This is a genomic window from Ancylobacter sp. GW821-FHT10E12 (assembly GCF_058809335.1).
The window spans coordinates 76,027-101,574 of record NZ_JBXASN010000017.1 but is presented as its reverse complement, the minus strand read 5'-3'; the positions used below and the strand labels follow the sequence as shown (position 1 = coordinate 101,574).

21 protein-coding genes are annotated in these 25,548 nt (G+C 69.9%); 6 read left to right on the top strand and 15 right to left on the bottom strand.

Annotated elements, in window-relative coordinates:
• Positions 1-148: 148 nt before the first annotated feature.
• Together pheS and pheT are read left to right on the top strand one after the other, a co-directional pair.
• Positions 149-1,249 carry a phenylalanine--tRNA ligase subunit alpha gene (gene pheS / locus AC1RU4_RS20980; RefSeq protein WP_492893081.1) on the top strand — a complete coding sequence of 367 codons (1,101 nt, stop codon included), beginning with the start codon at positions 149-151 and terminating at the stop codon, positions 1,247-1,249.
• Between the two features lie 21 nt (positions 1,250-1,270).
• Positions 1,271-3,688: a phenylalanine--tRNA ligase subunit beta gene (gene pheT / locus AC1RU4_RS20975; RefSeq protein WP_492893080.1), complete on the top strand. Its 2,418-nt coding sequence runs from the start codon at positions 1,271-1,273 to the stop codon at positions 3,686-3,688.
• A 200-nt stretch (positions 3,689-3,888) separates the two neighbouring features.
• On the opposite strand, the gene AC1RU4_RS20970 is transcribed toward pheT, so the two are convergent.
• Complete coding sequence (locus AC1RU4_RS20970) at positions 3,889-5,232, bottom strand: flavin monoamine oxidase family protein (RefSeq protein WP_492893079.1); 1,344 nt, start codon at positions 5,230-5,232, stop codon at positions 3,889-3,891.
• A gap of 232 nt (positions 5,233-5,464) precedes the next feature.
• Here AC1RU4_RS20970 and AC1RU4_RS20965 point away from each other — a divergent pair, with 232 nt between their 5' ends.
• A complete protein-coding gene (locus tag AC1RU4_RS20965) occupies positions 5,465-6,148 on the top strand; it encodes a sulfate transporter family protein (RefSeq protein ID WP_492893078.1) in 684 nt (227 codons plus the stop codon).
• Here AC1RU4_RS20965 and nth read toward each other — a convergent pair.
• Entirely contained in the window at positions 6,111-6,950 is an 840-nt protein-coding gene (gene nth, locus AC1RU4_RS20960; protein ID WP_492893077.1) for an endonuclease III, read from the bottom strand. The genes AC1RU4_RS20965 and nth overlap by 38 nt on opposite strands.
• A gap of 22 nt (positions 6,951-6,972) precedes the next feature.
• Here nth and AC1RU4_RS20955 point away from each other — a divergent pair, with 22 nt between their 5' ends.
• Both AC1RU4_RS20955 and AC1RU4_RS20950 read left to right on the top strand, forming a co-directional pair.
• Complete coding sequence (locus AC1RU4_RS20955; RefSeq protein ID WP_492893076.1) at positions 6,973-7,503, top strand: DUF2244 domain-containing protein; 531 nt, start codon at positions 6,973-6,975, stop codon at positions 7,501-7,503.
• An 89-nt stretch (positions 7,504-7,592) separates the two neighbouring features.
• Positions 7,593-8,474, top strand: coding sequence for a methylated-DNA--[protein]-cysteine S-methyltransferase (locus tag AC1RU4_RS20950; RefSeq protein ID WP_492893121.1), 882 nt, complete (start codon positions 7,593-7,595; stop codon positions 8,472-8,474).
• A 190-nt stretch (positions 8,475-8,664) separates the two neighbouring features.
• Here AC1RU4_RS20950 and glpK read toward each other — a convergent pair whose 3' ends face one another.
• The 11 genes from glpK to AC1RU4_RS20895 all read right to left on the bottom strand — a co-directional run bounded on the left by glpK (position 8,665) and on the right by AC1RU4_RS20895 (position 20,547).
• Positions 8,665-10,170 (bottom strand): glycerol kinase GlpK, encoded by a 1,506-nt coding sequence (gene glpK, locus AC1RU4_RS20945; RefSeq protein WP_492893075.1) that lies wholly within the window; start codon positions 10,168-10,170, stop codon positions 8,665-8,667.
• A 213-nt stretch (positions 10,171-10,383) separates the two neighbouring features.
• Entirely contained in the window at positions 10,384-12,147 is a 1,764-nt protein-coding gene (locus AC1RU4_RS20940; RefSeq protein ID WP_492893074.1) for an ABC transporter substrate-binding protein, read from the bottom strand.
• A gap of 59 nt (positions 12,148-12,206) precedes the next feature.
• Complete coding sequence (locus AC1RU4_RS20935; protein WP_492893073.1) at positions 12,207-12,512, bottom strand: DUF2160 domain-containing protein; 306 nt, start codon at positions 12,510-12,512, stop codon at positions 12,207-12,209.
• Between the two features lie 13 nt (positions 12,513-12,525).
• Positions 12,526-13,335, bottom strand: coding sequence for a carbohydrate ABC transporter permease (locus tag AC1RU4_RS20930; RefSeq protein WP_492893072.1), 810 nt, complete (start codon positions 13,333-13,335; stop codon positions 12,526-12,528).
• Positions 13,332-14,234, bottom strand: coding sequence for a carbohydrate ABC transporter permease (locus AC1RU4_RS20925; RefSeq protein WP_492893071.1), 903 nt, complete (start codon positions 14,232-14,234; stop codon positions 13,332-13,334). The genes AC1RU4_RS20930 and AC1RU4_RS20925 overlap by 4 nt, the downstream gene beginning before the upstream one ends.
• 187 nt (positions 14,235-14,421) lie before the next feature.
• Positions 14,422-15,510 (bottom strand): ABC transporter ATP-binding protein, encoded by a 1,089-nt coding sequence (locus tag AC1RU4_RS20920; protein ID WP_492893070.1) that lies wholly within the window; start codon positions 15,508-15,510, stop codon positions 14,422-14,424.
• A 10-nt stretch (positions 15,511-15,520) separates the two neighbouring features.
• Positions 15,521-16,657 (bottom strand): ABC transporter ATP-binding protein, encoded by a 1,137-nt coding sequence (locus tag AC1RU4_RS20915; RefSeq protein ID WP_492893069.1) that lies wholly within the window; start codon positions 16,655-16,657, stop codon positions 15,521-15,523.
• Positions 16,654-18,216 (bottom strand): glycerol-3-phosphate dehydrogenase, encoded by a 1,563-nt coding sequence (gene glpD / locus AC1RU4_RS20910; RefSeq protein WP_492893068.1) that lies wholly within the window; start codon positions 18,214-18,216, stop codon positions 16,654-16,656. The genes AC1RU4_RS20915 and glpD overlap by 4 nt, the downstream gene beginning before the upstream one ends.
• Before the next feature lie 227 nt (positions 18,217-18,443).
• Complete coding sequence (locus AC1RU4_RS20905; protein ID WP_492893067.1) at positions 18,444-19,079, bottom strand: TPM domain-containing protein; 636 nt, start codon at positions 19,077-19,079, stop codon at positions 18,444-18,446.
• Positions 19,080-19,093: 14 nt separating this feature from the next.
• Entirely contained in the window at positions 19,094-19,897 is an 804-nt protein-coding gene (locus AC1RU4_RS20900; protein ID WP_492893066.1) for a TPM domain-containing protein, read from the bottom strand.
• Between the two features lie 41 nt (positions 19,898-19,938).
• Complete coding sequence (locus tag AC1RU4_RS20895; RefSeq protein WP_492893120.1) at positions 19,939-20,547, bottom strand: LemA family protein; 609 nt, start codon at positions 20,545-20,547, stop codon at positions 19,939-19,941.
• A 216-nt stretch (positions 20,548-20,763) separates the two neighbouring features.
• Between AC1RU4_RS20895 and AC1RU4_RS20890 the strand changes: the two genes are divergently transcribed.
• Positions 20,764-21,756: an Lnb N-terminal periplasmic domain-containing protein gene (locus AC1RU4_RS20890; RefSeq protein WP_492893065.1), complete on the top strand. Its 993-nt coding sequence runs from the start codon at positions 20,764-20,766 to the stop codon at positions 21,754-21,756.
• On the opposite strand, the gene mdoH is transcribed toward AC1RU4_RS20890, so the two are convergent.
• Together mdoH and AC1RU4_RS20880 are read right to left on the bottom strand one after the other, a co-directional pair.
• Positions 21,757-23,913 (bottom strand): glucans biosynthesis glucosyltransferase MdoH, encoded by a 2,157-nt coding sequence (mdoH, locus tag AC1RU4_RS20885; RefSeq protein WP_492893064.1) that lies wholly within the window; start codon positions 23,911-23,913, stop codon positions 21,757-21,759.
• Positions 23,901-25,475 carry an OpgD/OpgG family glucan biosynthesis protein gene (locus AC1RU4_RS20880; RefSeq protein ID WP_492893063.1) on the bottom strand — a complete coding sequence of 525 codons (1,575 nt, stop codon included), beginning with the start codon at positions 25,473-25,475 and terminating at the stop codon, positions 23,901-23,903. Before AC1RU4_RS20880 ends, mdoH begins: the two co-directional genes overlap by 13 nt.
• Between the last annotated feature and the right edge of the window lie 73 nt (positions 25,476-25,548).

Sequence of the window (25,548 nt, the reverse complement as noted above, 5' to 3'; positions counted from 1 at the left end):
CCGCCGCTATAAGCGCCGCGAGCTGATCCCGCCATGGCCGGGCCTCGTCCGGCCCGGCCGCCGTCCCGACCATCGTCGCGCCCGCAAGGCGCGGACTGCCGGACCGAAGCCGGCGCCGCCGCCCGTCCCGTTCCGCCGAGGAGCCACCATGTCCGTCGCCGCCCTTCCCGATCTCGATGCGCTCGAAGCCGAGCTGACCACCGGCGTCGCCGCCGCGTCCGACGAGGCCGCGCTGGAGGCCGCGCGCGTCGCGGCGCTCGGCAAGAAGGGCTCGGTCTCCGAACTCCTGAAGAGCCTCGGCTCGATGAGCCCTGATGAGCGCAAGACCGCCGGCCCCGTCATTAACGGCCTGCGCGACCGGCTCAACGCCGCCATCGCCGACCGCCGTGCCGCGCTGAAGACCGCCGCGCTGGCCAGGCGCCTCGAGACCGAGCGGGTCGACGTGACCCTCCCCGTCCGCGAGACCCCGGCGGAGCTCGGCCGCGTGCATCCGATCAGCCAGGTCATCGACGAGCTCACCGCCATCTTCGCCGATATGGGCTTCTCGGTTGCCGAAGGGCCGGACATCGAGGACGACTTCCACAATTTCACCGCACTGAACTTCCCGGCCGGCCACCCGGCGCGCGAGATGCACGACACCTTCTTCCTCCCCACCAAGAAGGACGGCTCGCGCCTGGTGCTGCGCACCCACACCTCGCCGGTGCAGGTGCGCACCATGCAGACCAAGACGCCGCCGATCCGCGTCATCTGTCCGGGCCGCACCTATCGCTGCGACAGCGACCAGACCCACACGCCGATGTTCCACCAGGTCGAGGGGCTGGTTATCGACAAGGGCTCGCATCTCGGCCACCTGAAATGGATCCTGCAGGAGTTCTGCAAGGCGTTCTTCGAGGTCGACAATGTGAAGATGCGGTTCCGGCCGTCCTTCTTCCCCTTCACCGAGCCGTCGATGGAGGTCGACATCCAGTGCGATCGCTCGCGTCCGGGCGAGATCCGCTTCGGCGAGGGCAATGACTGGCTGGAGATCCTCGGCTGCGGCATGGTGCACCCGAACGTGCTGCGCAATTGCGGCATCGACCCGGACGAGTACCAGGGCTTCGCCTGGGGCATGGGCATCGACCGCATCGCGATGCTGAAATACGGCATGCCGGACCTGCGCGCCTTCTTCGAGGCCGACGCCCGCTGGCTCTCCCATTACGGTTTCCGCCCGCTCGACTTCCCGACGCTGGCCGGCGGCCTGTCGAACTGATCGCGGCGAGGAGTTAGACGCATGAAATTCACCCTCTCCTGGCTGCGCGAACACCTTGCCGGCGACTACGCGCTCGATGACGTGCTCGATGCGCTGAACCGCATCGGGCTGGAGGTCGAGGGCGTCGAGGACAAGGCGGCCAAGCTCAAGGGCTTCTCCATCGCCTATGTCGTCTCCGCCGTTCAGCACCCGAACGCCGACAAGCTGCGCGTCTGCATGGTCGATACCGGGCAGGGCGATCCGGTGCAGGTGGTGTGCGGCGCGCCGAACGCCCGCACCGGCATGAAGAGCGTGTTCTCGCCGCCCGGCACCTATATTCCCGGCAAGGACATCACGCTCGGCATCGGCACCATTCGCGGCGTCGAGAGCCGCGGCATGCTGTGCTCGGCCGCCGAGCTGCAGATCTCCGAGGATCATGACGGCATCCTCGACCTGCCGGAGGACGCCCCGGTCGGCGCCGCCTATGCCGACTGGATCGGCCTCGGCGATCCGGTGATCGAGATCGCGGTGACCCCGAACCGCGCCGATTGCCTCGGCATTGCCGGCATCGCCCGCGACCTCGCCGCCGCCGGAATCGGCGCGCTGAAGACCGGCGCGCCGGCGCCCGTTCCCGGCGCCTTCCCCTGCCCGGTCAAGGTGACCATCGAGGACGAGGCCACCTGCCCGGCCTTCGGCCTCAGGCTGATCCGCGGCGTGAAGAACGGCCCGTCGCCGGACTGGCTGCAGGCCAGGCTGCGCGCCATCGGCCTGCGCCCGATCAACGCGCTGGTCGACGTCACCAATTTCATGACCTTCGACCGCGACCGGCCGCTGCACGTCTTCGACGCCGCCAAGGTGAGCGGCGAGCTCGTGGTGCGGCGCGCCCGCGCCGGCGAGAGCCTGCTGGCGCTCGACGGCAAGACCTATGCACTCGACGAGAGCATGTGCGTGATCGCCGACGCGCATTCCACGGGATCGGCGGTGGAATCGCTCGCCGGCATCATGGGCGGCGAGGAATCCGGCTGCGACGAGGCCACCACCGACGTGCTGGTGGAATCGGCGCTGTGGGACCCGATCAACATCGCCACCACCGGCCGCAGGCTCGGCATCAATTCCGACGCCCGCTTCCGCTTCGAGCGCGGCGTCGACCCGGAATTCACCCTGCCGGGCCTCGAGCTCGCCACCCAGCTCATCCTCGATCTCTGTGGCGGCGAGCCGTCCGAGACGGTGCTGGCCGGGGCGATCCCCGACACCACCCGCACCATCGCCTTCCCACTGTCGCTCACCGCCAGGCTGACCGGGCTGGAGGCCAGCGACACCGAGCAGGTGGAGACGCTGCAAAAGCTCGGCTTCAAGATCTCCGCCCCGGCCGAGACGGTGAACGTGACGCCGCCGTCCTGGCGCGGCGACATCGAGGGCAAGGCCGACCTCGTCGAGGAAGTGGTGCGCATCATCGGCCTCGACCGGGTGCCGGCGACGCCGTTCCCGCGCGACGAGACCGCCCGCAAGACGGTTCTCACCACGCTGCAGCTGCGCACCCGCAAGGCGAAGCGGGCGCTGGCCGCGCGCGGGCTGGTGGAGGCCGTCACCTGGTCCTTCGTACCGAAGGCGTCCGCCGAGCTGTTCGGCGGCGGCGCGCCGGAACTGGCGCTCGCCAACCCGATCGCCGCCGATCTCTCGGACATGCGCCCGAGCCTGCTGCCGGGCCTCATCCGCTCGGCGCAGGCCAACGCGGATCGCGGGCTCGACGACACCGCGCTGTTCGAGGTCGGGCAGGTGTTCAAGGGCGACCGGCCGCAGGACCAGTTCATCTGCGCCACCGGGCTGCGCCGCGCGAGTGCCAAACCGTCCGGCGCCGGCCGTCACTGGTCGGGCAAGGCCGGCGCGGTCGACGCCTTCGACGCCAAGGCGGACGCGCTCGCCGTGCTCGCCGCCTGCGGGGCGCCGGTGGCGAACCTTCAGGTCAGCGCCGATGCGCCTTCCTGGTTCCATCCCGGCCGCTCCGGCAGCTTCCGGCTCGGCGCCAATGCCATCGGCCATTTCGGCGAGCTGCATCCGGCGCTGATCGAGGCGCTGGATGTCGAGGGGCCGCTGGTCGGCTTCGAGATCGTGCTCGACAGGATCCCCGAACCGAAGGCCAAGCCGACGCGGGTGAAGCCGCTGCTGGAGCTCTCGCCCTTCCAGCCGGTGGAGCGCGACTTCGCCTTCGTGGTCGCGCGGACCGTAAGCGCCGGCGACATCGCCAAGGCGGCGGCCGGCGTCGACCGCAAGCTGATCACGGCGGTGAACGTGTTCGATATCTATGAAGGGCCCGGCATCGACGCCGACAGGAAGTCGGTGGCGCTGTCCGTCACCCTCCAGCCGCGCGAGAAGACGCTGACCGACGCCGAGATCGAGGCGGTCGCGGCCAGGATCGTCGCCGACGTGGGGAAGAAGACCGGCGCCACCCTGCGCAGCTGAGGCTCGCCTCCAGATCCAAGGCCCATCCATTCCTCTCCCCATTGGGGAGAGGTGACCCGTGAAGCGGGTCGGTGAGGGGCCACGCGATTTGCGAAGCCAGAGAGAGCCGTCATCCCGGCCGCGGCCTGCGGGCCGTCCGGGATGACAGTCTTCCCTTCCCCTCCCGATGCGGGAGGGTCGCTCCGGCATCACGCCCCGGCTCAGGCCGGGCCGCCCGCGAGGCGGATGGCGCGCTCGGCCGCCACCTCGCCGGACGTCCACGCACCGGTCAGCGTGCCCCAGCCGGCGGGCGTGGTGTACTCGCCGGCGAAGATGATGCGGCCCAGCGGCTCGGCGAATAGCCGGCGCTGGACGCCCTGTCCGGGCGCCGCCACGGCCATCGCGCCGCGGATCAGCGGATCGGCCGTCCATCCCGATAGCGAAACCTTGTCGATGCCGGAGACCGCGATACCGAAAGCCGTGTGCATGAAGGTGCGGGCAAGCTCCCTCGCCGCCGCCTCGCCCTTTTCCGCGATGGCGAGCGCCGGCGCGCCGCCGAAGCGCAGCATGTGAAGATCGCTGCCGCCGATCCGCCCGCGCAGCAGGGCGGACGGTCCCTCCCCCGCCTGCGCCAGCACCGTCTCGTCGTCGCCGAGGCGCAGCGGATTGCCCGGCAGCATGAAGGCGACCTGCTCCATCGCCCCGGCGGGGCAACCGCGCAGCGCCAGGGCGATCCGCGCCGGCAGCACCGGATTGAAGCGGATGGAGCCCGAGGCCAGCACCGACGCCGGCACCGCGAGGATGACCGTGCGCGCCCGCACCACGCCGCTCTGGCCGCGAATGGCCAGCGTGTAGAACCGGCCGGCATTGGTGATCTGCGTCACCGCCGCATTGCTGCGCAGGTTCAGCCAGGCGCCGAGCCGCTCCAGCATGGTGCCGACGCCGAGCGGGCAGGTCACGTCGTCGGGGCCCGGCGCGCGGCGCGCCAGGTCCAGCGTCGACACCGCCGAGAGCGGCTTCCCGCAGCCGAGCGGACCCAGCATCGCCTCAACCGTCGCCGTCCACGGCCCGCGGCTGGCGACGAGCGACCCGGCCGGCCCGTCCTTGCCGGCATCGGCGGCGGCCAGCACGTCGCGCCTCAACCGCCCGAGGGCGAGGGCGAAGGCGTCATAGCCGCCCTCCGCCGCCTCGTGCCCCTCGACATAGAGCCGCACGGATGCCGGCACCGCGGCGAGCGGCAGGCCGGCCGCCTCGGCGGCGTCGGCAAGCGTCCCGTCGCCGCGCGAAAAACGCGCCGCACCGAGGTCGAATACCTGCCCGAACGCGGTCTCGCTGCGCGCCCGTCCCCCGACCCGCGCGCCAGCCTCCAGCAGCACATAGGAGCGGTTGGCGGCGGCGAGCCGGCGCGCCGCGGCGATGCCGGCCGCACCGGCACCGACGATGGCGACATCGACGTCGCCGGCGCTCTGAGCCAGCGCCGGCGCGGCGAGCGCCGTCGCCGACAGTCCGGCGAGGAAGAAGCGGCGCGAGAGGGATGGGGATCGGGTCATGAGATCATGGGTCATCGGTTCCGGCATCGGCACCCACGCTAGCACGGGCGGCAACGACCCGGAACGCACGGGCGAGCATCCGTGGGAATCATGGTTTGTTCGAAAAGAACGAATCACGACTCGAATCGGAATTGAACATCGCGCAAGTGGAAAATCACCGTGCCGCCGCAGCCTATCTCGCCGGCGCGGTTTGAACCCGGCGAGTCGGAGCATTACCTAGGGAGGCCCTCCACCGTCGCGAGAGACCATGCTTCAGGATGCCTTCGCCGCCTTCGGGCGCACGTTTTCCCCGCGCTACCGCCGGGTGCTGATCCGCGCCATCCTCATCGCCCTCGCCCTGGTGGCGGCGCTGGGCGTCGGCGCGCAGGCCGCGCTCACGCATTTCGTGACGCTGCAATGGGGCTGGGCCGAGCTGACGCTGGATATCCTCGCCGCGCTCGGCATCCTCATCGGCGCGATCTTCCTGGTGCCGCCGGTGACCTCGCTGGTCGCCGGCCTGTTCCTCGACGAGGTCGCCGAGCTGGTGGAGATCGGCGACTTCCCCGCCGATCCGCCGGGGCAGGCGCTGCCCTTCGCCCGCTCGCTGGCGATGACGCTGAAATTCTTCGGCGTGATGGTGATCGTCAATCTCGTCGCGCTGGCGCTGCTGCTGGTGCCGGGCGTCAATCTCGTGGTGTTCTACATCGCCAATGGCTACCTGCTCGGCCGCGAATATTTCCAGCTCGCCGCCATGCGCTTCCGCACCGAGGAAGAGGCGGCGGCGCTGCGGCGGCGTCACGCCGTCAGCATCTTCCTTGCCGGCCTCGTCGTCGCGGCGGTGGTGTCGGTGCCCATCCTCAATCTCGTCACGCCGGTCTTCGCCACCATCTTCATGGTGCGGCTGCACAAGCGCCTTACCCGGCGGTCGCAGCCGCTTCCTCGGACGTCTTAGTCGGCCAGCGGCACAGGTCCTCGATCAGGCAGCGCCCGCATTCCGGCACGCGCGCCTTGCACACATAGCGCCCGTGCAGGATCAGCCAGTGATGCGCGTGCAGCTTGAAGCGCTCGGGGATGACGCGCTCCAGCCCGAGCTCCACCTCCAGCGGCGTGTTGCCGGCGGCGAGCCCGGTGCGGTTGGCGACGCGGAACAGGTGGGTGTCCACGGCGATGGTCGGATGGCCGAAGGCGATGTTGAGCACGACATTCGCGGTCTTGCGCCCGACGCCGGGCAGCGTCTCCAGCACCGCGCGGTCGTCCGGCACCCGGCCGCCGAATTCCTCGACCAGCCGGCGGGAGAGCCCGACGACATTCTTCGCCTTGCCGCGATAGAGGCCGAGCGTGCGGATATGGCCGGCCACGCCCTCCTCGCCCAGGGCCACCATCGCCTGCGGCGTCGGGGCGGCGGCGAACAGGCCGCGCGTCGCCTTGTTCACCCCGACATCGGTCGCCTGCGCCGACAGCACCACCGCAACGAGCAGCGTGAAGGGGTCGGAATAATCGAGCTCGCCCTTCGGCTCGGGATCGGCCGCCGCGAAGCGGGCGAAGGCCTCCTCCACCTCGGCGGGGGTCCAGGGCGTCATCTGCCGTCCGGTCAGCATTGCGGCGGCATTCGCCACCGCGCGGCGCCGGGCGGGCGGGGCGGCGGCGGGAGGATCGGCGGCGGGCGGGGCGGTGATGGGCGCCGGTGCACCGTTCTTGCGCGGCCGCCCGGCGCGCGATGGTTTCGGCGGCGAATTCTTGTCGTTTTCGGCCATTTGCGACCTATAATGCCGGGTCATGAGCTCTGCCAATAGCGCCTTCGCCACAACGGACGATCCGGGCGACGAGCCGACCCTCTACCGGGCCGACCTCGCGCCCTATCGCTCGCTCGACGCGCGCGGCTTCAGGGTCGTCATGCTCATCGTCGCCGGGGTGAGCGCGGTGTGCGGCACCGCCTTTCTCATGATGGGCGCCTGGCCGGTATTCGGCGTGTTCGGCCTCGACGTGCTCGCCATCTATGTCGCCTTCCGCCTGAGCTTCCGCTCCGCCCGCGCCCGCGAGGAGATCACCGTGACGCCGAGCCTGGTGCGGGTGCGCAAGATCGATCCGCGCGGGGCGGCGGACGAGGCGCGGATGAACCCGCTCTGGACGCGGCTGCACAAGGAAACCCACGAGGATTTCGGCCTGCAGCGGCTGACGCTGCATTCGCGCGGCACCCCGGTGGTGGTCGGCGGCTTCCTGCATACGCAGCAGCGCGAGGAACTCGCCGAGGGACTCGGCCTCGCGCTGGCGCACGCCAGGCGCGGCGTCGTGCGCTCCGACCCGTGACGGCGCGCGCCGTGAACGACCCCATGTCGAAATCGGGTGGCCCCCTGGTGACGGACGTGGTCGGATGGGTGCAACAGGAGGAGACCGCCGTGCTCGCACCCACATTGGAGAATGCCCGCCCGCTCGAAATCGCCGCCGCCGACTATGAGACCGTCCGCCGCGCCGTCGAGTTCGTGAACCGCCGCTTCCGCGACCAGCCGGAGGTGGAGGAGATCGCCCGCGCCGCCGGCGTCACGCCCCGCGCGCTGACCGACCTGTTCCGCCGCTGGTGCGGCCTGAGCCCCAAGGCCTTCCTGCAGGCGGTGACGCTTGACGCCGCCCGGCAGGTGCTGGCCGAATCCAACAATGTGCTCGACGCCGCCTATGAGCTCGGCCTGTCCGGGCCGGGACGGCTGCACGACCTGTTCGTGGTGCATGAATCGCTCTCGCCCGGCGAGTGGAAGAGCGGCGCCGCCGGCCTCGTCATCCGCTGGGGCTTCCACCCCTCGCCGTTCGGCCGGGCACTCGCCATGGTGACGCCGCGCGGCCTGTGCGGCCTCGCCTTCGCCGACGAGGGCAGCGAGGACGAGGCGCTGGCCGACATGCGCCGGCGCTGGCCGAACGCGCTCTATGTCGAGGATCCGCTGGCGACCGCGCCCTATGCGGCCCGCATCTTCAACCAGAACGCCTGGAGCCCGGACGATCCGCTGCGCATCGTCTTCATCGGCACCGATTTCGAGGTGCGGGTGTGGGAGACGCTGATGCGAATCCCCATGGGTCGCGCCACCACCTATTCCGCCATTGCCGGCCATATCGACAAGCCGAAGGCCGCCCGCGCCATCGGCGCGGCGGTGGGCAAGAACCCGATGTCCTTCGTGGTGCCGTGCCATCGCGTGCTCGGCAAGAGCGGCGACCTCACCGGCTATCACTGGGGCCTCACCCGCAAGCGCGCCATTCTCGGCTGGGAAGCCGGGCAGGTCGGCGGGCGCTGAGCGCCTGCACCAAGCCGGATAGCCCCCTCTCCCCGTCGGGGAGAGGGCTGGGGTGAGGGGACTTTCCGGGTTCCCAACCGCGCAACCCCTCACCGACCCGCGGAGCCTGTCCTCGGGCTCGCCATAGGCGAGACCCGTGGGCGGGCCACCTCTCCCCAATGGGGAGAGGGAAAGGCGGGGGAGTTGCCCGTCACGGCATGGTGAGGCGGCGCACCGCGTCACGCCAGCCGGCGAGCTTCGTCTCCCGCGTCGCCGGCTCCATCGACGGGGTGAAGCGCCGCTCCAGCCGCCATGAATCGGCGAAGCGTCCCGGCGCCGGGAACACCCCCGCCTTCAGTCCGGCGAGATAGGCCGCCCCCAGCGCCGTGGTCTCCTTCACCACCGGCCGGTCGACCGGCGCCGACAGCAGGTCGGACAGCCGCTGCATGGCGAAATTCGACGCCACCATGCCCCCGTCGACGCGCAGCACCGTGGCGCGCCTGGCGGCATTGCCGCCGGCCTGCGCCCAGTCGGCGCGCATGGCGTCGAGCAGGTCGGCGGTCTGGTAGCAGACGCTCTCCAGCGCCGCGAGGGCGATCTCGGCGCGGGAGGTCGCGCGGGTCAGCCCGAACATCGCGCCGCGCACATCCGGGTTCCAGTGCGGCGCGCCGAGCCCGACGAAGGCCGGCACCAGATAGACCTGCTGCGCCGGATCGGCGGCGTCGGCCAAGGCTTCGCTTTCCGCCGAGGTCTTGATGATGCCGAGCCCGTCGCGCAGCCATTGCACCGCCGCGCCGGCGACGAAGATCGAGCCCTCCAGCGCATAGGTGCGCTTGCCGTCGAGCTGGTAGGCGACGGTGGTGAGCAGCTTGTTGGCCGAGGTCACCGCCGTCGTGCCGGTATTGAGCAGCGCGAAGCAGCCGGTGCCGTAGGTCGACTTGATCATGCCGGGCTGGAAGCAGGCCTGGCCGACGGTGGCCGCCTGCTGGTCGCCGGCAATGCCGGCGATGCGGATCGGCCCGCCGAGCAGCTCCGGCCGCGCGGTGCCGAAATCGGCGGAGGAATCCTTCACCTCCGGCAGCATCGAGCGCGGCACCCGCAGCAGCGCCAGGAGGTCGTCGTCCCATGCGCCGGTATGGATGTTGAACAGCAGCGTGCGAGCGGCATTGGTAGCGTCGGTGGCATGGACGGCGCCGCCGGTCAGGTGCCAGAGCAGCCACGAGTCCACCGTGCCGAAGGCGAGCTCGCCGCGCTCGGCCCGCGCCCGCGCGCCCGGCACCGAATCGAGGATCCAGCCGATCTTGGTGCCGGAGAAATAGGGGTCGAGGATCAGCCCGGTGCGCTCGCTCACCATCGGCTCGTGCCCCTCCGCCTTCAGGCGGGCGCAGAACTCGGCGGTGCGGCGGTCCTGCCAGACGATGGCGCGATAGATGGCGGCGCCGGTCTTGCGATCCCATACAACCGTGGTTTCGCGCTGGTTGGTGATGCCGATCGCGGCGATGTCGGCGGCGCGCGCGCCGGCCTTCTCCATCGCGTCGCGGCAGGTGGCGAGCGTCGTGCGCCAGAGGTCGCCGGCTTCGTGCTCGACCCAGCCGGAGGCGGGGAAATGCTGCGGGAATTCCTGCTGCGCCTGCGCCGCGATGCTGGTGTCGGGGCGGAACAGGATGGCGCGCGAGGACGTGGTGCCCTGGTCGATGGCGAGGATATAGGTCGTCACGGTGCACTCCGCGGACAGGCGTCGCCCCGAAGCGCGGCGCGGCCGCGTCCGGGAACGGGGGAGGCTCATCTGGACAGACGGTGCCGGCTTGGCGGCCTCACCTTCGGCCGGCACGACGACAGGCGGGAAAGGAACGTCCCGGACGGCGCGGGCGCCTCCGGGACGTGGTCTTCGCTGTCGGCCTCAGCCGAGGGCCGTTCAGTTCAGGGCCGTTCAGTTCGTGGTCTTCTTGGGCGGGGTCGCCGGCCAGGACTTGATCAGCGCGTCATAGTCGATGGTCTCGCCCTGCGGCTTCTCGTTGGCGAGCTTGGGCTGCGGGGCGAGCGTGCCGTTCTTCTTCGCCTGCTCCACCCAGTACTCCATCGGGTGCTTGGCGTTCAGCTTCGGGCCGCAATCGCCCTGCACGCCGGAGCGCTCGAGACGCTCCATCACCGAGTCCTGCGCCGCCGCAAGTGCGTCCATCGCCGCCTGCGGGGTCTTGGCCCCCGACGAGGCGTCACCGATATTCTGCCACCACAGCTGCGCCAGCTTCGGGTAGTCCGGCACGTTCGAGCCGGTCGGCGACCATTGCACGCGGGCCGGCGAGCGATAGAACTCGACCAGGCCGCCGAGCTTGGGCGCCCGCTCGGTCATCGACTTGTCCCAGATGTCGCTCTCGCGGATGAAGGTCAGGCCGACATGGCTCTTCTTCAGCGACACCGTCTTCGAGGTCACGAACTGCGCATAGAGCCAGGCCGCCTTGCGGCGGTCCACCGGGGTCGACTTCAGCAGCGTCCAGGAGCCCACATCCTGATAGCCGAGCTTCATGCCGTCCTTCCAGTAGGCGCCCTTCGGCGAGGGGGCCATGCGCCATTTCGGCGTGCCGTCGGCATTCATCACCGGCAGGCCGGGCTTCACCATGTCGGCGGTGAAGGCGGTGTACCAGAACATCTGCTGGGCGATATTGCCCTGCGCCGGCACCGGCCCGGCCTCGGAGAAGGTCATGCCGAGCGCCTGCGGCGGCGTGTATTTCTTCAGCCAATCGATATATTTGACGATCGAGTAGACCGCCGCCGGTCCGTTGGTGTCGCCGCCGCGCTCCACCGAGGAGCCGACCGGGCGGCAGCCTTCCATGCGGATGCCCCATTCGTCGACCGGCAGCCCGTTCGGCAGCCCCCTGTCGCCGTTGCCGGCCATGGACAGCCAGGCGTCGGTGAAGCGCCAGCCGAGCGAGGGGTCCTTCTTGCCGTAGTCCATGTTGCCATAGACCTTGGTGCCGTCGATGGTGCCGATGTCCTTGGAGAAGAACTCGGCAATGTCCTCATAGGCCGACCAGTTCACCGGCACGCCGAGCTCGTAGCCGTACTTGGCCTTGAACTTGGCCTTGTAGTCCGGGTTGGTGAACCAGTCGTAGCGGAACCAGTACAGGTTGGCGAATTGCTGGTCGGGCAGCTGGTAGAGCTTCTTGTCCGGCGCGGTGGTGAAGGAGAGCCCGATGAAATCCGACAGGTCCAGCGTCGGCGAGGTGACGTCCTTGCCCTCGCCTTCCATCCAGTCGGTCAGCGGCACCGCCTGCTTGTAGCGGAAATGCGTGCCGATCAGGTCCGAGTCGTTCACCCAGCCATCGTAGATGTTCTTGCCGGACTGCATCTGCGTCTGGATCTTCTCCACCACGTCGCCCTCCTGGATGAGGTCGTGGGTGAGCTTGATCCCGGTGATCTCCGAGAATGCCTTGGCCAGCACCTTGGATTCATATTCATGCGTGGTGATGGTCTCGGAGACGACGTTGATCTCCATCCCCTTGAACGGCTCCGCCGCCTTGATGAACCACTGCATCTCCTTCAGCTGGTCGTCCTTCGACAGCGTCGAGGGCTGGAACTCAGCGTCGATCCACTTTTTGGCGGCCGCCTCGTCGGCGCGCACCGGCGTCGCCAGCGCGATCAGCGCCACGGCGCTCGCGGCCAGAAGGAGCCGCTTTCGACTCGTTGACTGCAACATGGGTCTGTCCTCCCGTTTCCTTCCCAGAGCCCTGCGGCCTGCCGCCGCTTCAGGCGAATTCACACGAGGCGGAACACCGCCAGTGCGTAGACAAGGCAGAGCGCGAGCGCCCAGCCGAGATCGGGTCCCACCAGGCCGAGCCAGGCGAGATTGATGAAGGCGCTGCCGAGCAGCGTGATGAACAGCCGGTCGCCGCGCGTGGTGGGGATGCGCAGCACGCCGACGCGGGCACGCTCCGGCTTCCACAGCGCCAGCACGGTGAAGACGGCGAGCAGGCTGGCGATGACGGCGAAGAACAGGCCGGTCTGCCAGGTCCACGCCATCCAGGCGAGGTTTTCGGACAGGCGGGTCGAGAGATCGTCCATCACAGCCTCCCCGTCACACCCGCCCGAGGGCGAAGCCCTTGGCGATGTAGTTGCGCACGAACCAGATGACCAAGGCGCCGGGGATGATGGTGAGCACGCCGGCGGCGGCGAGCAGGCCCCAGTCCATGCCGGCCGCCGAGACGGTGCGGGTCATGGTCACGGCGATCGGCTTGGCGTTGGTGGCGGTCAGCGTGCGCGCGAGCAGGAGCTCCACCCACGAGAACATGAAGCAGAAGAACGCCGCCACGCCGATGCCGGAGGCGATCAGCGGCATGAAGATCTTCACGAAGAATCGCGGGAAGGAATAGCCGTCGATCGCCGCGGTCTCGTCGATCTCGCGCGGCACGCCGGACATGAAGCCTTCGAGGATCCACACCGCCAGCGGCACGTTGAACAGGCAATGCGCCAGCGCCACCGCCCAGGGAGTGTCGAACAGGCCGATCGCCGAATAGAGATTGAAGAAGGGCAGCGCGAACACCGCCGGCGGCGCCATCCGGTTCGACAGCAGCCAGAAGAACAGGTGCTTGTCGCCGACGAAGGTATAGCGCGAGAAGGCGTAGGCCGCCGGCAGCGCGAGGCTGATCGAGATGATGGTGTTCAGCACCACATAGGTCAGCGAGTTGATGTAGCCCGAATACCACGAGCTGTCGGTGAAGATCTTGATGTAGTGATCGAAGGTCAGGTCGCGCGGCCACAGCGTGACCGTGGTGTTGATCTCGAAATTGGTCTTCAGGCTCATGTTCACGAGCCAGTAGATCGGCAGGATCAGGAAAATGAGATACAGCGCCATCACCAGGGCGCCGCCGCGCGTGTTCTGGTTCATGCCACGCTCTCCCGCTCGGTACGCTCGGCCCCGGTATGGGTCATCACGGTGTAGAAGACCCAGCACAGTGCCAGCACGATGAGGTTGTAGACCAGCGACATCGCCGCCGCCTTGCCGAGGTCGAACTGGCCCAGCGCCAGCTTGACGAGGTCGATGGACAGGAAGGTGGTGGCGTTGCCCGGCCCGCCGCCGGTGAGCACGAAGGGCTCGGTATAGATCATGAAGCTGTCCATGAAGCGCAGCAGCACCGCGATCAGCAGCACCCGCTTCATCTTCGGCAGCTGGATGGTGGTGAACACCGCCCAGCGCGAGGCGCCGTCGATGCGCGCCGCCTGGTAATAGGCGTCCGGGATCGACTTCAGCCCGGCATAGCACAGCAGCGCGACGAGGCTGGTCCAGTGCCACACATCCATCACCACGATGGTGATCCAGGCGGAGAGGGAATCGCCGGTGTAATTGTAGTCGATGCCGAGCGCATTCAGCCCGTAGCCGAGCAGGCCGATATCGGCGCGTGCGAAGACCTGCCAGATGGTGCCGACCACGTTCCACGGGATCAGCAGCGGCAGCGCCATCACCACCAGCGTGGCGGCGACCTTCCAGCCGTCGCGCGGCATGGACAGCGCGACCAGGATGCCGAGCGGCACCTCGATGGCGAGGATGATGGCGGAGAACATCAGGTTGCGCCACAGCGCGTCGAAGAAGCGGCCGCCGAGCTCGGTGGTCGGGTCGAGCAACTCCTGGAACCAGCCGAGCCCGTTCCAGAAGAACTGGTTGTTGCCGAACGTGTCCTGAACCGAATAGTTCACCACCGTCATGATCGGCAGGATGGCCGAGAAGGCGACGATGAGGAAAACCGGCGCCACCAGCCACCAGGCACGGTTGTTGATCGGCTTGTCCATCAGAACGCCCCCGCTTTCTGCTCCCTCTCCCCGACGGGGAGAGGGGTGGGGTGAGGGGGACGGCCGTGGTGAGACGCAGCAGAGGCGATCCGCCACGCAGGCCCCTCACCCGGATGGCGTCGCCATCCGGCCCCTCCCCCTCGGGGAGGGGTAAGGAACGGGAATGACGTGAACGATGACATGCTCATCACGCGCCTCCCTCGCCGGGCACCAGCACGCCGCCGGCATAGATGTGGATCTGGCGCGGATCGAGCCGCAGCCCGGCGACATCGCCGTCGAGGGCGAGCCCCTCCGGCATCATGGCGGCGGCGGGATGGCCGGAGATCTCGATGCGGGCGATGCGGGCGCGGCCGATATCGTCGATGCGCTTCAGCTTCACCGGCAGCCCGCTGCCGGCGCGGGCCAGCGTGGCGAATTCCGGCCGCACGCCGAGCTCGATGCGCTCGCCGGCCGGCAGCGCCGGATAGGCGCGGACCAGATCGATGGCGACCTCGCCGACATGCGCCATGCGCCCCTCGACCTGCGCCGGCAGCACGTTCATGCCCGGCGAGCCGATGAAATGGCCGACAAACGTGTGCGCCGGCCGCTCGAACAGCTCCTCCGGCGTGCCGGTCTGCACCACCGCGCCGTCATGCATCACCACCACCGTGTCGGCGAAGGTCAGCGCCTCGGTCTGGTCGTGCGTCACATAGATCATGGTCAGGTCGAGCGAGCGGTGCAGCTCCTTCAGCGTCGAGCGCAGCTGCCATTTCAGATGCGGGTCGATGACGGTGAGCGGCTCGTCGAACAGGATGGCGGCGACGTCGGCCCGCACCAGCCCGCGCCCGAGCGAGATCTTCTGCTTGGCGTCGGCGGTAAGGTTCGACGCCTTGCGGTCGAGCACCTTCGTCATGTCGAGCCGGGCGGCGATCTCCTCCACCCGCCTGGCGATCGTCTCGCGCGGCAGATGCCGGTTCTTCAGCGGGAAGGCGAGGTTCTCGCGCACCGTCATGGTGTCGTAGACGACAGGGAACTGGAACACCTGCGCGATGTTGCGCGCCTCGGTCGGCAGCCGGGTCACGTCGCGCCCGTCGAACAGGATGCGCCCGCGCGTCGGCACCACGAGGCCGGAAATGATGTTGAGAAGCGTGGTCTTGCCGCAGCCGGAAGGCCCGAGCAGCGCATAGGCGCCGCCCTGCCGCCAGACATGGTTGATCTCCTTCAGCGCGTAGTCCTGCGGACCGCGCGGATCCGGCCGGTAGGCGTGGGCGAGACCGTCGAGTGTGATGCTGGCCATCGCTCCCTCCCTAGGCCGCCGCGTCGAGCACGCGCCCGGCGCTGCGGCCGGCGGCGTCGAACAGCAGGATGTGACGCGGATCGATCCGCACCTCGACCGGCGCCTCCGGCTCCAGCCGCCGCACGCCGGGCACCAGCGCGGTCAGCCGTTCGGCACCCCGGCCATCGGCGAGGACATCCATGTGCAGGAAGCTCTCCGAGCCGGTGACCTCGGTCACCGCGACGGTGGCGGCGAGGCGGATCAGCCCGCCCGGCCGGCCGCCGTCATGGCCGGACGTCTCGTCATAGGTGCGGTCCTCGACCTCGAGGTGATGCGCCCGCACCCCCATCGTATAGGCGCCGTCCGGCACGGTGGCGAAGGCGCCGGTGGCCGGCACGCTCATGCCGCTCTCCAGCCGCACCGTGCCGCCGTTCTTGGTGACGCGCAGCGTGTTGAGCGGCGGGTCGGAGAACACGCGGGCGGTGGCGAGGTCGGCGGGATGACGATAGACCTGCGCCGTCGGCCCGAACTGGGTCACCGCGCCTTCCATCAGCGTCGCGGTGTTGCCACCGAGAAGCAGCGCCTCGGTCGGCTCGGTGGTGGCATAGACGAACACCGCGCCGGTGGAGGCGAAGATGCGCGGCAATTCCTCGCGCAGTTCCTCGCGCAGCTTGTAGTCGAGATTGGCCAGCGGCTCGTCGAGCAGCACCAGATCGGCGCGCTTCACCAGCGCGCGGGCGATGGCGCAGCGCTGCTGCTGGCCGCCCGACAGCGCCAGCGGCGTACGCTGCAGATAGGGCTCCAGCTTGAGCAGCCGCGCCGCCTCGGCGACCCGCGCCTCGATCTCCGTCCTCGGCAGGCCGGCGACGCGCAGCGGCGAGGCGATGTTCTCGTAGACGCTGAGCGCCGGGTAGTTGATGAACTGCTGGTAGACCATGGCGACGCTGCGCTTCTTCACCGGCAGGCCGGTGACGTCGCGCCCGTCGGCGATCACCCGGCCCGCGCTCGGCGCGTCGAGGCCGGCCATCAGCCGCATCAGGCTGGTCTTGCCGGCCAGCGTGGCGCCGAGCAGCACGTTGAGGCTGCCGCGCTCCAGAAGCAGCGAGACGTCCCTTATATGGACGAGGCCCCGGACCTCGCGCCGCACGCCTGCGAGTTCCAGCGTCATTGCGCGGCCCCCCGCGAAAGGGCGATAGCCGGCCGCGCGGCGGCATCGGCGGTCATGTAGGCGTCGAGGGCGGCGACCTGGTCGGGGCTGAAGCGCAGGCCGAGCTTGGAACGGCGCCACAATATGTCGGCGGCGCTGCGCGCCCATTCCTCGCGCATCAGGTAGCGCACCTCCGCTTCGGTGAGGTCGGCGCCGAACACACGGCCGAGATCGGCGGCGCTGCGCGCGCCGTCGAGCAGGCGCAGGGCGCGGGTGCCATAGGCGATGACCAGCCGGCGAGCGAGCGCCTCGTCGAGCCACGGGTGGGCGCGGCGCAGCTGGGCGACGACGCGCGGCTGGTCGGCAACGCCGAAATCGCCGCCCGGCAGCGGCGCGCCGCGGGTCCAGGACGGCCTGGCGGCGGCCGGCAGGTAGGCCTTCAGCTTTTCCAGCGCGTGCTCGGCGAGACGGCGATAGGTGGTGATCTTGCCGCCGAACACCGAGAGCAGCGGCGGCAGCCTCGCCCCGTTGCCCTCGCCGTCCTCCAGCTCCAGCACGTAGTCGCGGGTGGCTTCCTGCGCCTTGGAGGCGCCGTCGTCATAGAGCGGGCGCACCCCGGAATAGGTCCACACCACGTCGTCCGGCGTCACCGGCGCCTTGAAATATTCGCTCGCCGCCCTGCAGAGATAGGCGATCTCCTCCTCGCTCGCCTTCACCTCGTGCGGGGCGCCCTTGTAGTCGCGGTCGGTGGTGCCGATCAGCGTGAAATCGCGCTCGTAGGGAATGGCGAAGACGATGCGCCCGTCGGCGTTCTGGAAGATATAGGCCCGGTCGTGGTCGTAGAGCTTGCGCACCACGATATGGCTGCCCTGGACGAGGCGGACATTGGCCGGCGAATTGACGCCCACCACCTTCGCCAGCACCTGGTGCACCCAGGGGCCCGCCGCATTGACGAGGACGCGGGCACGAATCGTCTCGCGCCGTCCGTCCTCGTCGACCTCGATGCGCCAGTGGTCGCCGGCGCGCTCGGCGGAGACCACCCGGCAGCGCGGGCGGATGTCGGCGCCGCGCTCGGCGGCGTCGAGGGCGTTCAGCACCACGAGCCGCGAGTCCTCGACCCAGCAGTCGGAATATTCGAAGCCGCGGGTGAAGCCGGCGCGCAGCGGCTTGCCGGCCGGATCGCGGGTCAGGTCCAGCGTCCGGGTCGGCGGCAGCAGCCTGCGCCCGCCCAGATGGTCGTAGAGGAACAGGCCGAGGCGCAGCAGCCAGGCCGGGCGCAGGCCGTCATGATGCGGCAGCACGAAGCGCAGCGGGCGGATGATGTGCGGCGCCATCGCCCACAGCACCTCGCGCTCCATCAGCGCCTCGCGCACCAGCCGGAACTCGTAATGCTCGAGATAGCGCAGGCCGCCATGGATCAGCTTGGTGGAGGCGGAGGAGGTCGCGCCGGCGAAGTCGCCCTGCTCGAACAGCACGACCGAGGCACCCCGCCCCGCCGCGTCGCGGGCGATGCCGCAGCCGTTCACCCCGCCGCCGATCACGGCGAGATCATAGATCGCATCGAGCGCACGCGCGTTCACACGAAACCTCCCGGTCGACCGCTCTTACCTTAGGAGCGATTTCGTTATTATGTTCGTATGGACGCTATATGAAACCATAAACGCGCGCAACTCGGTTAAAAACGAAAGATTCTAACTTTCGTTTAGATGCAACGCAGCAAGATTGTGGCGCTCATGCGGCCGTTATCCTTGCGCGTGGCCGGAATCCGGGTTGCTGCGCCGCGTCGTGCCCAGGCGGCGGGCAGCGCCTAAATGACCAGCACGCGGTCCGGCAATTCGTTGACGTCGTCCCCGGAGGCCGGCGCGTGCGCCTTCAGCAGGTGTCCGGCCTGCTCGACGCCGGCCGCGAGCCCCTCGGCGAGCCGCCCGTCGCGGGCGCCGGCGAGCACGGCCGAGCATACGCCGCGCCAGGCATCGGGACCGACGCGGCAATGGATCGCCGCGTCCGCCACCACCTCGACGACGCGGTCGCCCGGCGCCACCAGGATCAGCACCCCGGTGCGCCCGCGCGTGCCGTGCATGCCGAGCGCCAGGAAATGGTCGAGCGCCTGCGCCCGCCCCGCCGCTTCCGCCGCCGCGCGCGGCACCAGGACCCGCCCGAGCGGCGTGAAGACCGTCAGCCCGCCGATCAGCGCGAAGGCGGCGGCCTGCGCCGCCAGCAGCTCAGGCGTCCCCAGCGTGGTGAGGAAGGCGAGCGGCCAGGGCAGGGCGAGCGCGATCAGCGCCGCCCACATCAGCGCGAAGAACGGATGCCGCACCAGCGGCGCGGTGACAACCAGCAGCCGGATCTCGCCACTGGTGCCGGCTTCGGCACGGCGCACCGCCTCGGCGAGGGCGGCATGGTCGTCCGCGGTCAGCCACATGTCGCCCGCCGCCTTGGCCATCTCACCAGCTCCCGTCACCAGCTACCGGAGGCGCCGCCGCCGCCCGACGAGCCGCCACCGCCGGAAAAGCCGCCTCCCCCGCTGCCGCCCGACCAGCCGCCGCCGGACGAGCTTCCGCCGAACCCGCGTCCGCGCGACCATTCCCAGCCGGCGACGCCGCCCGGCAGCGCCGCCCCGCGCCCGCCTCGCCGCCCGACATAGCCGCCGCGGACCTGCCGGTAGAACACGAAGATCCAGAACAGGATCATCGCCGCGAAGATCAGCAGCGGGATCCAGTCCTCCGGCGTCATCGCCGGCTGCTCCGCCTGCCGGGCGCGGGCCCTGGCCTCTTCCGGGTCGAGATTGAGGATCTCGATCACCGCGTCGGCGCCCTTTTCCACGCCGCCGGCAAAGTCCCCGGCACGGAAGGCCGGCACCACCACGGTCTGGATGATGGTCGAGGCCACCGCGTCCGGCAGCACGCCCTCCAGCCCGTAGCCGACCTCGATGCGCACCCTGCGGTCGTTCGGCGCCACCAGCAGCAGCGCGCCGTTGTTCTTGTCGTTCTGGCCGAGCTTCCAGGCGCGGAACAGCCGGTTGGCGTAATCCTCCACCGAGGTGCCTTCCAGCGAGGGCACGGTCGCCACCACGAACTGGTCGCTGGTGCGCGCCTCCTGCGCCGCCAGCTTCGCCTCCAGCCCCGCCCTTGCCGCCGGGGTGAGGATTCCCGCCGCATCCACCACCCGCCCGGTCAGCGGCGGAAAGGTGAAATCCGCGCGCAGGACGGCCGCTGCCGCCAGCAGCAGCACGAGGACGAGCGCGATGCGGAGCCGGTTCATGGAGGGGCGCCGTTCAGTTGAACGTCATCAGTTGAACTTCATTAGTTGAACTTCACTTGCGGCACCTTCATCTGCTCCTCGGAGATGGTGAAGGTCTCCATCGGCTTGCTGGACCGATAGAGCGTCGAGGCCCACAGCACCCCGGGGAAGGTGCGCAGCTCGGTATTATAGACCCGCACCGCCTCGATATAGTCGCGCCGCGCCACCGCGATGCGGTTCTCGGTGCCCTCGATCTGCGCCTGCAGGGCGAGGAAGTTCTGGTTCGACTTGAGGTCGGGATAGGCTTCCGACACCGCGATCAGCCGGCCGAGCGCGCCGGAGAGCTGCGCCTGCGCGTCCTGGAATTTCTTGAATGTCTCGGGATCGGTGATGGTGGAGGCATCGACCTTGATCGAGGTGGCGTTGGCGCGCGCCTCCGTCACCTGCGTCAGCACGTCCTTTTCCTGCTGCGCATAGCCCTTCACCGTCTCGACGAGGTTGGGGATCAGTTCGGCCCGGCGCTGATACTGGTTGAGCACGTCGCTCCATGCCGCCTTGGCCTTCTCCTCGTTGGTCGGGATGGTGTTCACCCCGCAGCCGGCGAGACCGGCGGCCAGCGCGAGGAGGACGAACGGCATCAGGAGCCGACGCCGGGCGACGGCAAGGTTCATCAGGATCGACATGGCAAAGCCCCTCTTGCAAGCCCTCTCGAAGGCCCTTCGGCAACGCGCGCGGCGACGCTCGCGGTGAATATAGGGCGGACCGGGCCGCACTTCATCCGTATGGGCCCCATTGGGCGCACGCGAATAAAGTGGACGGGCCGCGGTCGCGGGACGACAAGCCGCCCGGCGCCGGGCACAGTCGGGACCCCACATCCGAGGTTGCCCGTGCCGCCCCGCGCTTCATCCCCCGCCCGCCTCGTCCCGACGGTCCTGCTGGTCCTCGTGCTGCTCGCCGGCACGCCGGTGGCGGTGCTCGCGCTGTGGTTCCAGGCCGAGGGGGCGGCGCGCGCGCTCGCCTTCGCGGCGCTGGCGGCGGCCGTGCTGGCGGCACTCGCCCTCGCCTGTCGCGGCCGCCCCGGCGCCGGATGGCTGGTCGTGCTCGCGGGCAGCGGCCTGCTCGCCCTGTGGTGGTCGACCACCCTGCCGTCGAACGACCGCGAATGGGCGCCGGACGTCGCGCGCGGCGTCACCGGGACCTTCGACGGCGACGAGGTGACGCTGCACGACGTGCGCGATTTCGACTGGACGTCGGCGAGCGAGGCGACCGAGCGCTGGGAGGACCGCCGCTACCGGCTCGACCGGATCACCGGCGTCGATCTGTTCTCCTCGGTCTGGGACAACCCGGCCGTCGCCCATACGCTGGTCGGCTTCTCCTTCGCCGATGGCCAGCGCGTGGTGTTCTCCGCCGAGATCCGGCGCGAGAAGGGCGAGGAATTCTCCGAGATCGGCGGTTTCTTCAGGGAATTCGAGCTGGTGCTGATCGCCGCCGACGAGCGCGACATCGTGCGCCTGCGCACCAACGAGCGCCGCGAGACGGTGTCGCTGTTCCCGCTCGAACTGTCGCCGGAGCGCCGGCGGGAACTGTTCGTCTCCTTCGCCGAGCTCGGCAACGAACTGGCCCGCCAGCCGCAATGGTACCAGACCGTCACCACCAACTGCACCACGGTGATCTTCCGCCTGGTCCGGCTGCTCGAGCCCGACATCCCGCGCGACTGGCGGATCCTGCTCTCCGGCTATCTCCCCGGCTATCTCTACGAGCACGGGCTCATCGCCACCGACGCCCCGCTCGCCGAGGTCGAACGCCGGGCGGTGATCACCCCGCTCGGCCAGGCGGCCGGCAACGCGCCGGACTTTTCCGAGCGCATCCGCGCCCGCTGATCAGCCGCGCGCCAGCGCCAGCAGCCGGTCGAGCGCCGCGCGGTCGCCGAGCGCCGCCGCCTTTTCGCGCGGCGTCAACATCTTGAGGGCGCTCGCGAGCGTGTCGGCATCGGCGGCCTTGGCGCGGGCGATCAGCCGCTCCGGCGCATGGTCGCCGCGCGCGCGCTCCCCCGCCTCCGGCAGCATGGCGCGATGCGCGGCCTCGAGCCCGGCATCGGCGGCGAGCCGGGCGACCGCCTCGCCGACGGCTTGCACCCCCCACTCCGCCCGCAGCGCCACCGCGCGGGCGAGCACCGGCGGCGGCTCCCGCTCCTCGGACGTCACCAGCAGCCCGGCGCGGGCAAAGGCACGGCCGGCGCCCTCGCGCGCCGTCCACGAAACGATCGGCACCGCCAGCACCAGCCCGAGGATCACCGGCGCCATCCAGAAGAACAGCGGCCAGGCGATGGCGAAGGCGGCGGCGCCGAAGATCAGGCCCAGCAGCGTATGCGGGGCGTAGTAGACCAGCGTCTCGCGCAACGGCACTCGCCCGTCGCCGCGCCGCTGCGGCTGCCAGCCGCCGTCGCGGCCGGCGAGGATGCTGGCCACGGCGGAGGATTGCGCCACCATCATCACCGGCGCGGCGAGGCCGCCGATCAGCGTCTCCGCCAGCACGCCGAGAAAGGTGCGGATACCGCCGCCGAAGGCCCGCCGGGCGGGGCCGTCGAACAGCATCAGGCCATAGGCGATCAGCTTCGGCGCCAGCAGCACCGCCATGGTGCCGACGAACACCCAGGCGGCGCGCACCGGGTCCTGCGCCGGCCAGGCGGGGAACAGCGAGAACTGCGCGGGAAAATAGTCCGGCGGCACGAAGCGCGCCTGCAGGGCGGTGAGCAGGCCGGCGATCAGCATGATCAGCCAGAGCGGCGCGGTGACGTAGGAGCCGATGCCGGTGAGCAGGTGCAGCCGGCTGACCGGGTGCAGCCCGCGCGCGGGCAGCACCGCCGCGTGCTGGAGATTGCCCTGGCACCAGCGCCGGTCGCGTATGGCGAGGTCGGTGAGCGAGGGCGGGCCCTCCTCGTAGCTGCCCTCCAGCCTCGGGGCCATATGCACGCCCCAGCCGCCGCGGCGGATCAGCGCCGCCTCGACGAAGTCGTGGCTGAGGATATGGCCGCCGAACGGCTTGCGGCCCTTCAGATGCGGCAGCCCGGCGCAGGAGGCGAAGGCGCGGGTGCGGATGATGGCATTATGGCCCCAGTAATTGCTCTCGGAACCCGACCACCAGGCCAGCCCCTCGGCGATCAGCGGCCCGTAGAGCCGTCCGGCGAATTGCTGCATCCGCGCGAACAGGCTGCGCCCGCCGACGATCATCGGCAGCGTCTGGATGAGGCCCGCGCGCTCATTGGCTTCCAGCCCGGCGGCGAGGCGGACGATGCACTCGCCGGTCATCACGCTGTCGGCGTCGAGCACCAGCATCGCCTCGTAGGCGCCGCCGAAGCGGGCGACCCATTCGCCGATATTGCCGGCCTTACGGTCGATATTGCGGGCGCGGCGGCGGTAGAAGATGCGCGCCCCGCCAGTGCGCTCGCGCAGGGCGAGGAAGGCCGCCTCCTCCGCCACCCAGACATCGGCATCGGTGGTGTCGGAGAGTACGAACAGGTCGAAACGGTCGAGGCGGCCGGTCGCCTCCAGCGATTCGAGGATCGCCTGCAGCCCGGCGAACACCCGCTCCGGCGCCTCGTTATAGGTCGGCATCAGCAGCGCGGTGCGGATGGCGAGCGCCGGCAGCGGCCCGTCCGGGGAGATGCCGAGCCGGCGGTCCGGTCCCCCGAGCCGGGCGATGGCGCCGCCGAGCGCGCTGGTGAAGGCGAGGCCGATCCAGGCGAACAGCACCACGAACAGGCCCAAAACCAGCATTTCCAGCAAGGTCAGCCCGCCGACCTCCAGCACCCTGTACATTTCGTAGGCGGCGAAGGCGGTCAGCACCGCCGCGGCGCCGAAGACGAGGAAGCGCCGGCCTAGCAGCAGCCCGCCCGCCAACCCACGCGCGCCCCTGGCCCGCAGCGACTGCACCGGCATGTCCAGCGGTGCCGGCGGCGGCAGGAAGCCAGCCGTCACCGGAGCACCGGCCGCGCCGGGCGGCCTCCCGGCCGCGCGATCCACCGTCAGGGCGTCCATCGATAGATCCAGGTCTCGCTGACCCGCTCCTCTCCGCGCTGGACCACGGCACGCAGCTCCGAGAGGTTCGCCCCGCCCGGCTCGAAGCCGAAGGACAGCCGCATGCCGCCGACATCCGGGTTGGGCTGCAGCACCACGTCGGAGATCGCGCCCTCGCCGGCGCTCACCCTGGCGGCGAGGCCGTCGGTCTTGCCGTCCTTCACCCCCTCGCCGACGAGGTCGACGACGAACAGCCGCTTCTCGGCGGTGCCGCCGACGCGGGTGGCGCCGAAGCGGGCGATAGGATCGCGGTCGGGGCTCTCCCAGGTCCAGTGCAGGCGATAGGTGAAGGTGTATTCGCCGCCCTTGCGCAGCGGCTGCTTCGGCCGCCAGAACGTGACGATATTGTCGTGCACCTCTTCCTTGGTCGGGATCTCGACCAGTTGCACCGCGCCCTCGCCCCAGTCGCCGATCGGCTCGATCCAGACGCTGGGGCGTTTCTCGTAGCGCGCCTCCAGGTCCTGGTAGTCGAAGAAGGAGCGCTGGCGCTGCATCAGCCCGAAGCCGCGTATATTGGCGTCGCCGAACACGCTCATCTGCAGCCGGTTCGGGTTGGTGAGCGGCCGCCAGACCCGCTCGCCATTGCCGTTGATGAAGGCGAGCCCCTGCGCATCGCCCACCGCCGGGCGGAAATCGTCGATATTGTCGCGGTCATTGGGGCCGAACAGGAACATGCTGGTCAGCGAACCGATGCCGGCCTGGTCGATGTCCGCACGCGGATAGAGCGCGAGCTCGACCGTCATCACCGTGGCGTCGCCCGGCCGGATGGTGAAGCGCAAAGCCGCCGCCGCGCTCGGGCTGTCGATCAGCGAATGCACGACGATGGAATCGCCGCCCGAACGCGGCTGCTCGATCCAGTGGGCGCGGAAGCTGGGGAATTCCTCGCCGCCGGCGTCGCCGGTCTTGATCGACAGGCCGCGCGCCGAGGTGCCGTAGACCTGGTTCCGGGCCAGCGCGCGGAAATAGCTGGCGCCCTGGAACACCGCGATCTCGTCGAAATAATCCGGCCGGTTCAGCGGCCCGTGCAGGCGGAAGCCGGAAAAGCCGAGATCGACTTTCGGGTCGGGCGGGGTGAGGCCGTGCTCGAAGCGGAAGAAGTCGCGGTCATAGGCCAGCTTCTGCGCCTTGCCGTCGGCGACCAGATACAGGTCCACCCGCTCCTTGAACAGGAAGCCGCGATGCAGGAGCTGCATCTCATAGGGCAGGTTCTGGCCGCGCCAGATCGCGCGGTCGGCATTGAAGCGGATGTCGCGATACTTGTCGTAGCTGAGATTCTGCAGCCCCTCCGGCAAGGTCGCGTCCGGCGCCTTGTAGGGCTTGGCGGCGAGCGTCCGGGCGGCTTCGCGCACCGTATTGGCATCGAAGGGCGTCGCCTCGCCAGCGGGCGGCGGAGCGGCCTTGCCCGCCGGCGCGGCGGCATCCTGCGCTTGGGCGTCGGTGGAGAGGAACGAGAGCGGCGGCGCCCCGGCCACGCCGATGGCGGGCAGGAGCGCCGCTCCGAGAAACAGCTGTCGGCGATTCATTTACATCCCGTTGCGAAAGAAACCATGGGCGTCGCGCTGCACGAGAGGAAGCCGCAACGCAGCGAGAAGTTCC

What these genes read in the sequence shown, in the direction of transcription:
- pheS (WP_492893081.1), top strand. Translation starts at nt 149, where the DNA reads ATGTCCGTCGCCGCCCTTCCCGATCTCGATGCGCTCGAAGCCGAGCTG.
- pheT (WP_492893080.1), top strand. Translation starts at nt 1,271, where the DNA reads ATGAAATTCACCCTCTCCTGGCTGCGCGAACACCTTGCCGGCGACTAC.
- AC1RU4_RS20970 (WP_492893079.1), bottom strand. Translation starts at nt 5,232, where the DNA reads ATGACCCATGATCTCATGACCCGATCCCCATCCCTCTCGCGCCGCTTC.
- AC1RU4_RS20965 (WP_492893078.1), top strand. Translation starts at nt 5,465, where the DNA reads ATGCTTCAGGATGCCTTCGCCGCCTTCGGGCGCACGTTTTCCCCGCGC.
- nth (WP_492893077.1), bottom strand. Translation starts at nt 6,950, where the DNA reads ATGGCCGAAAACGACAAGAATTCGCCGCCGAAACCATCGCGCGCCGGG.
- AC1RU4_RS20955 (WP_492893076.1), top strand. Translation starts at nt 6,973, where the DNA reads ATGAGCTCTGCCAATAGCGCCTTCGCCACAACGGACGATCCGGGCGAC.
- AC1RU4_RS20940 (WP_492893074.1), bottom strand. Translation starts at nt 12,147, where the DNA reads ATGTTGCAGTCAACGAGTCGAAAGCGGCTCCTTCTGGCCGCGAGCGCC.
- AC1RU4_RS20935 (WP_492893073.1), bottom strand. Translation starts at nt 12,512, where the DNA reads ATGGACGATCTCTCGACCCGCCTGTCCGAAAACCTCGCCTGGATGGCG.
- AC1RU4_RS20930 (WP_492893072.1), bottom strand. Translation starts at nt 13,335, where the DNA reads ATGAACCAGAACACGCGCGGCGGCGCCCTGGTGATGGCGCTGTATCTC.
- AC1RU4_RS20925 (WP_492893071.1), bottom strand. Translation starts at nt 14,234, where the DNA reads ATGGACAAGCCGATCAACAACCGTGCCTGGTGGCTGGTGGCGCCGGTT.
- AC1RU4_RS20920 (WP_492893070.1), bottom strand. Translation starts at nt 15,510, where the DNA reads ATGGCCAGCATCACACTCGACGGTCTCGCCCACGCCTACCGGCCGGAT.
- AC1RU4_RS20915 (WP_492893069.1), bottom strand. Translation starts at nt 16,657, where the DNA reads ATGACGCTGGAACTCGCAGGCGTGCGGCGCGAGGTCCGGGGCCTCGTC.
- AC1RU4_RS20905 (WP_492893067.1), bottom strand. Translation starts at nt 19,079, where the DNA reads ATGGCCAAGGCGGCGGGCGACATGTGGCTGACCGCGGACGACCATGCC.
- AC1RU4_RS20900 (WP_492893066.1), bottom strand. Translation starts at nt 19,897, where the DNA reads ATGAACCGGCTCCGCATCGCGCTCGTCCTCGTGCTGCTGCTGGCGGCA.
- AC1RU4_RS20895 (WP_492893120.1), bottom strand. Translation starts at nt 20,547, where the DNA reads ATGAACCTTGCCGTCGCCCGGCGTCGGCTCCTGATGCCGTTCGTCCTC.
- mdoH (WP_492893064.1), bottom strand. Translation starts at nt 23,913, where the DNA reads ATGGACGCCCTGACGGTGGATCGCGCGGCCGGGAGGCCGCCCGGCGCG.
- AC1RU4_RS20880 (WP_492893063.1), bottom strand. Translation starts at nt 25,475, where the DNA reads ATGAATCGCCGACAGCTGTTTCTCGGAGCGGCGCTCCTGCCCGCCATC.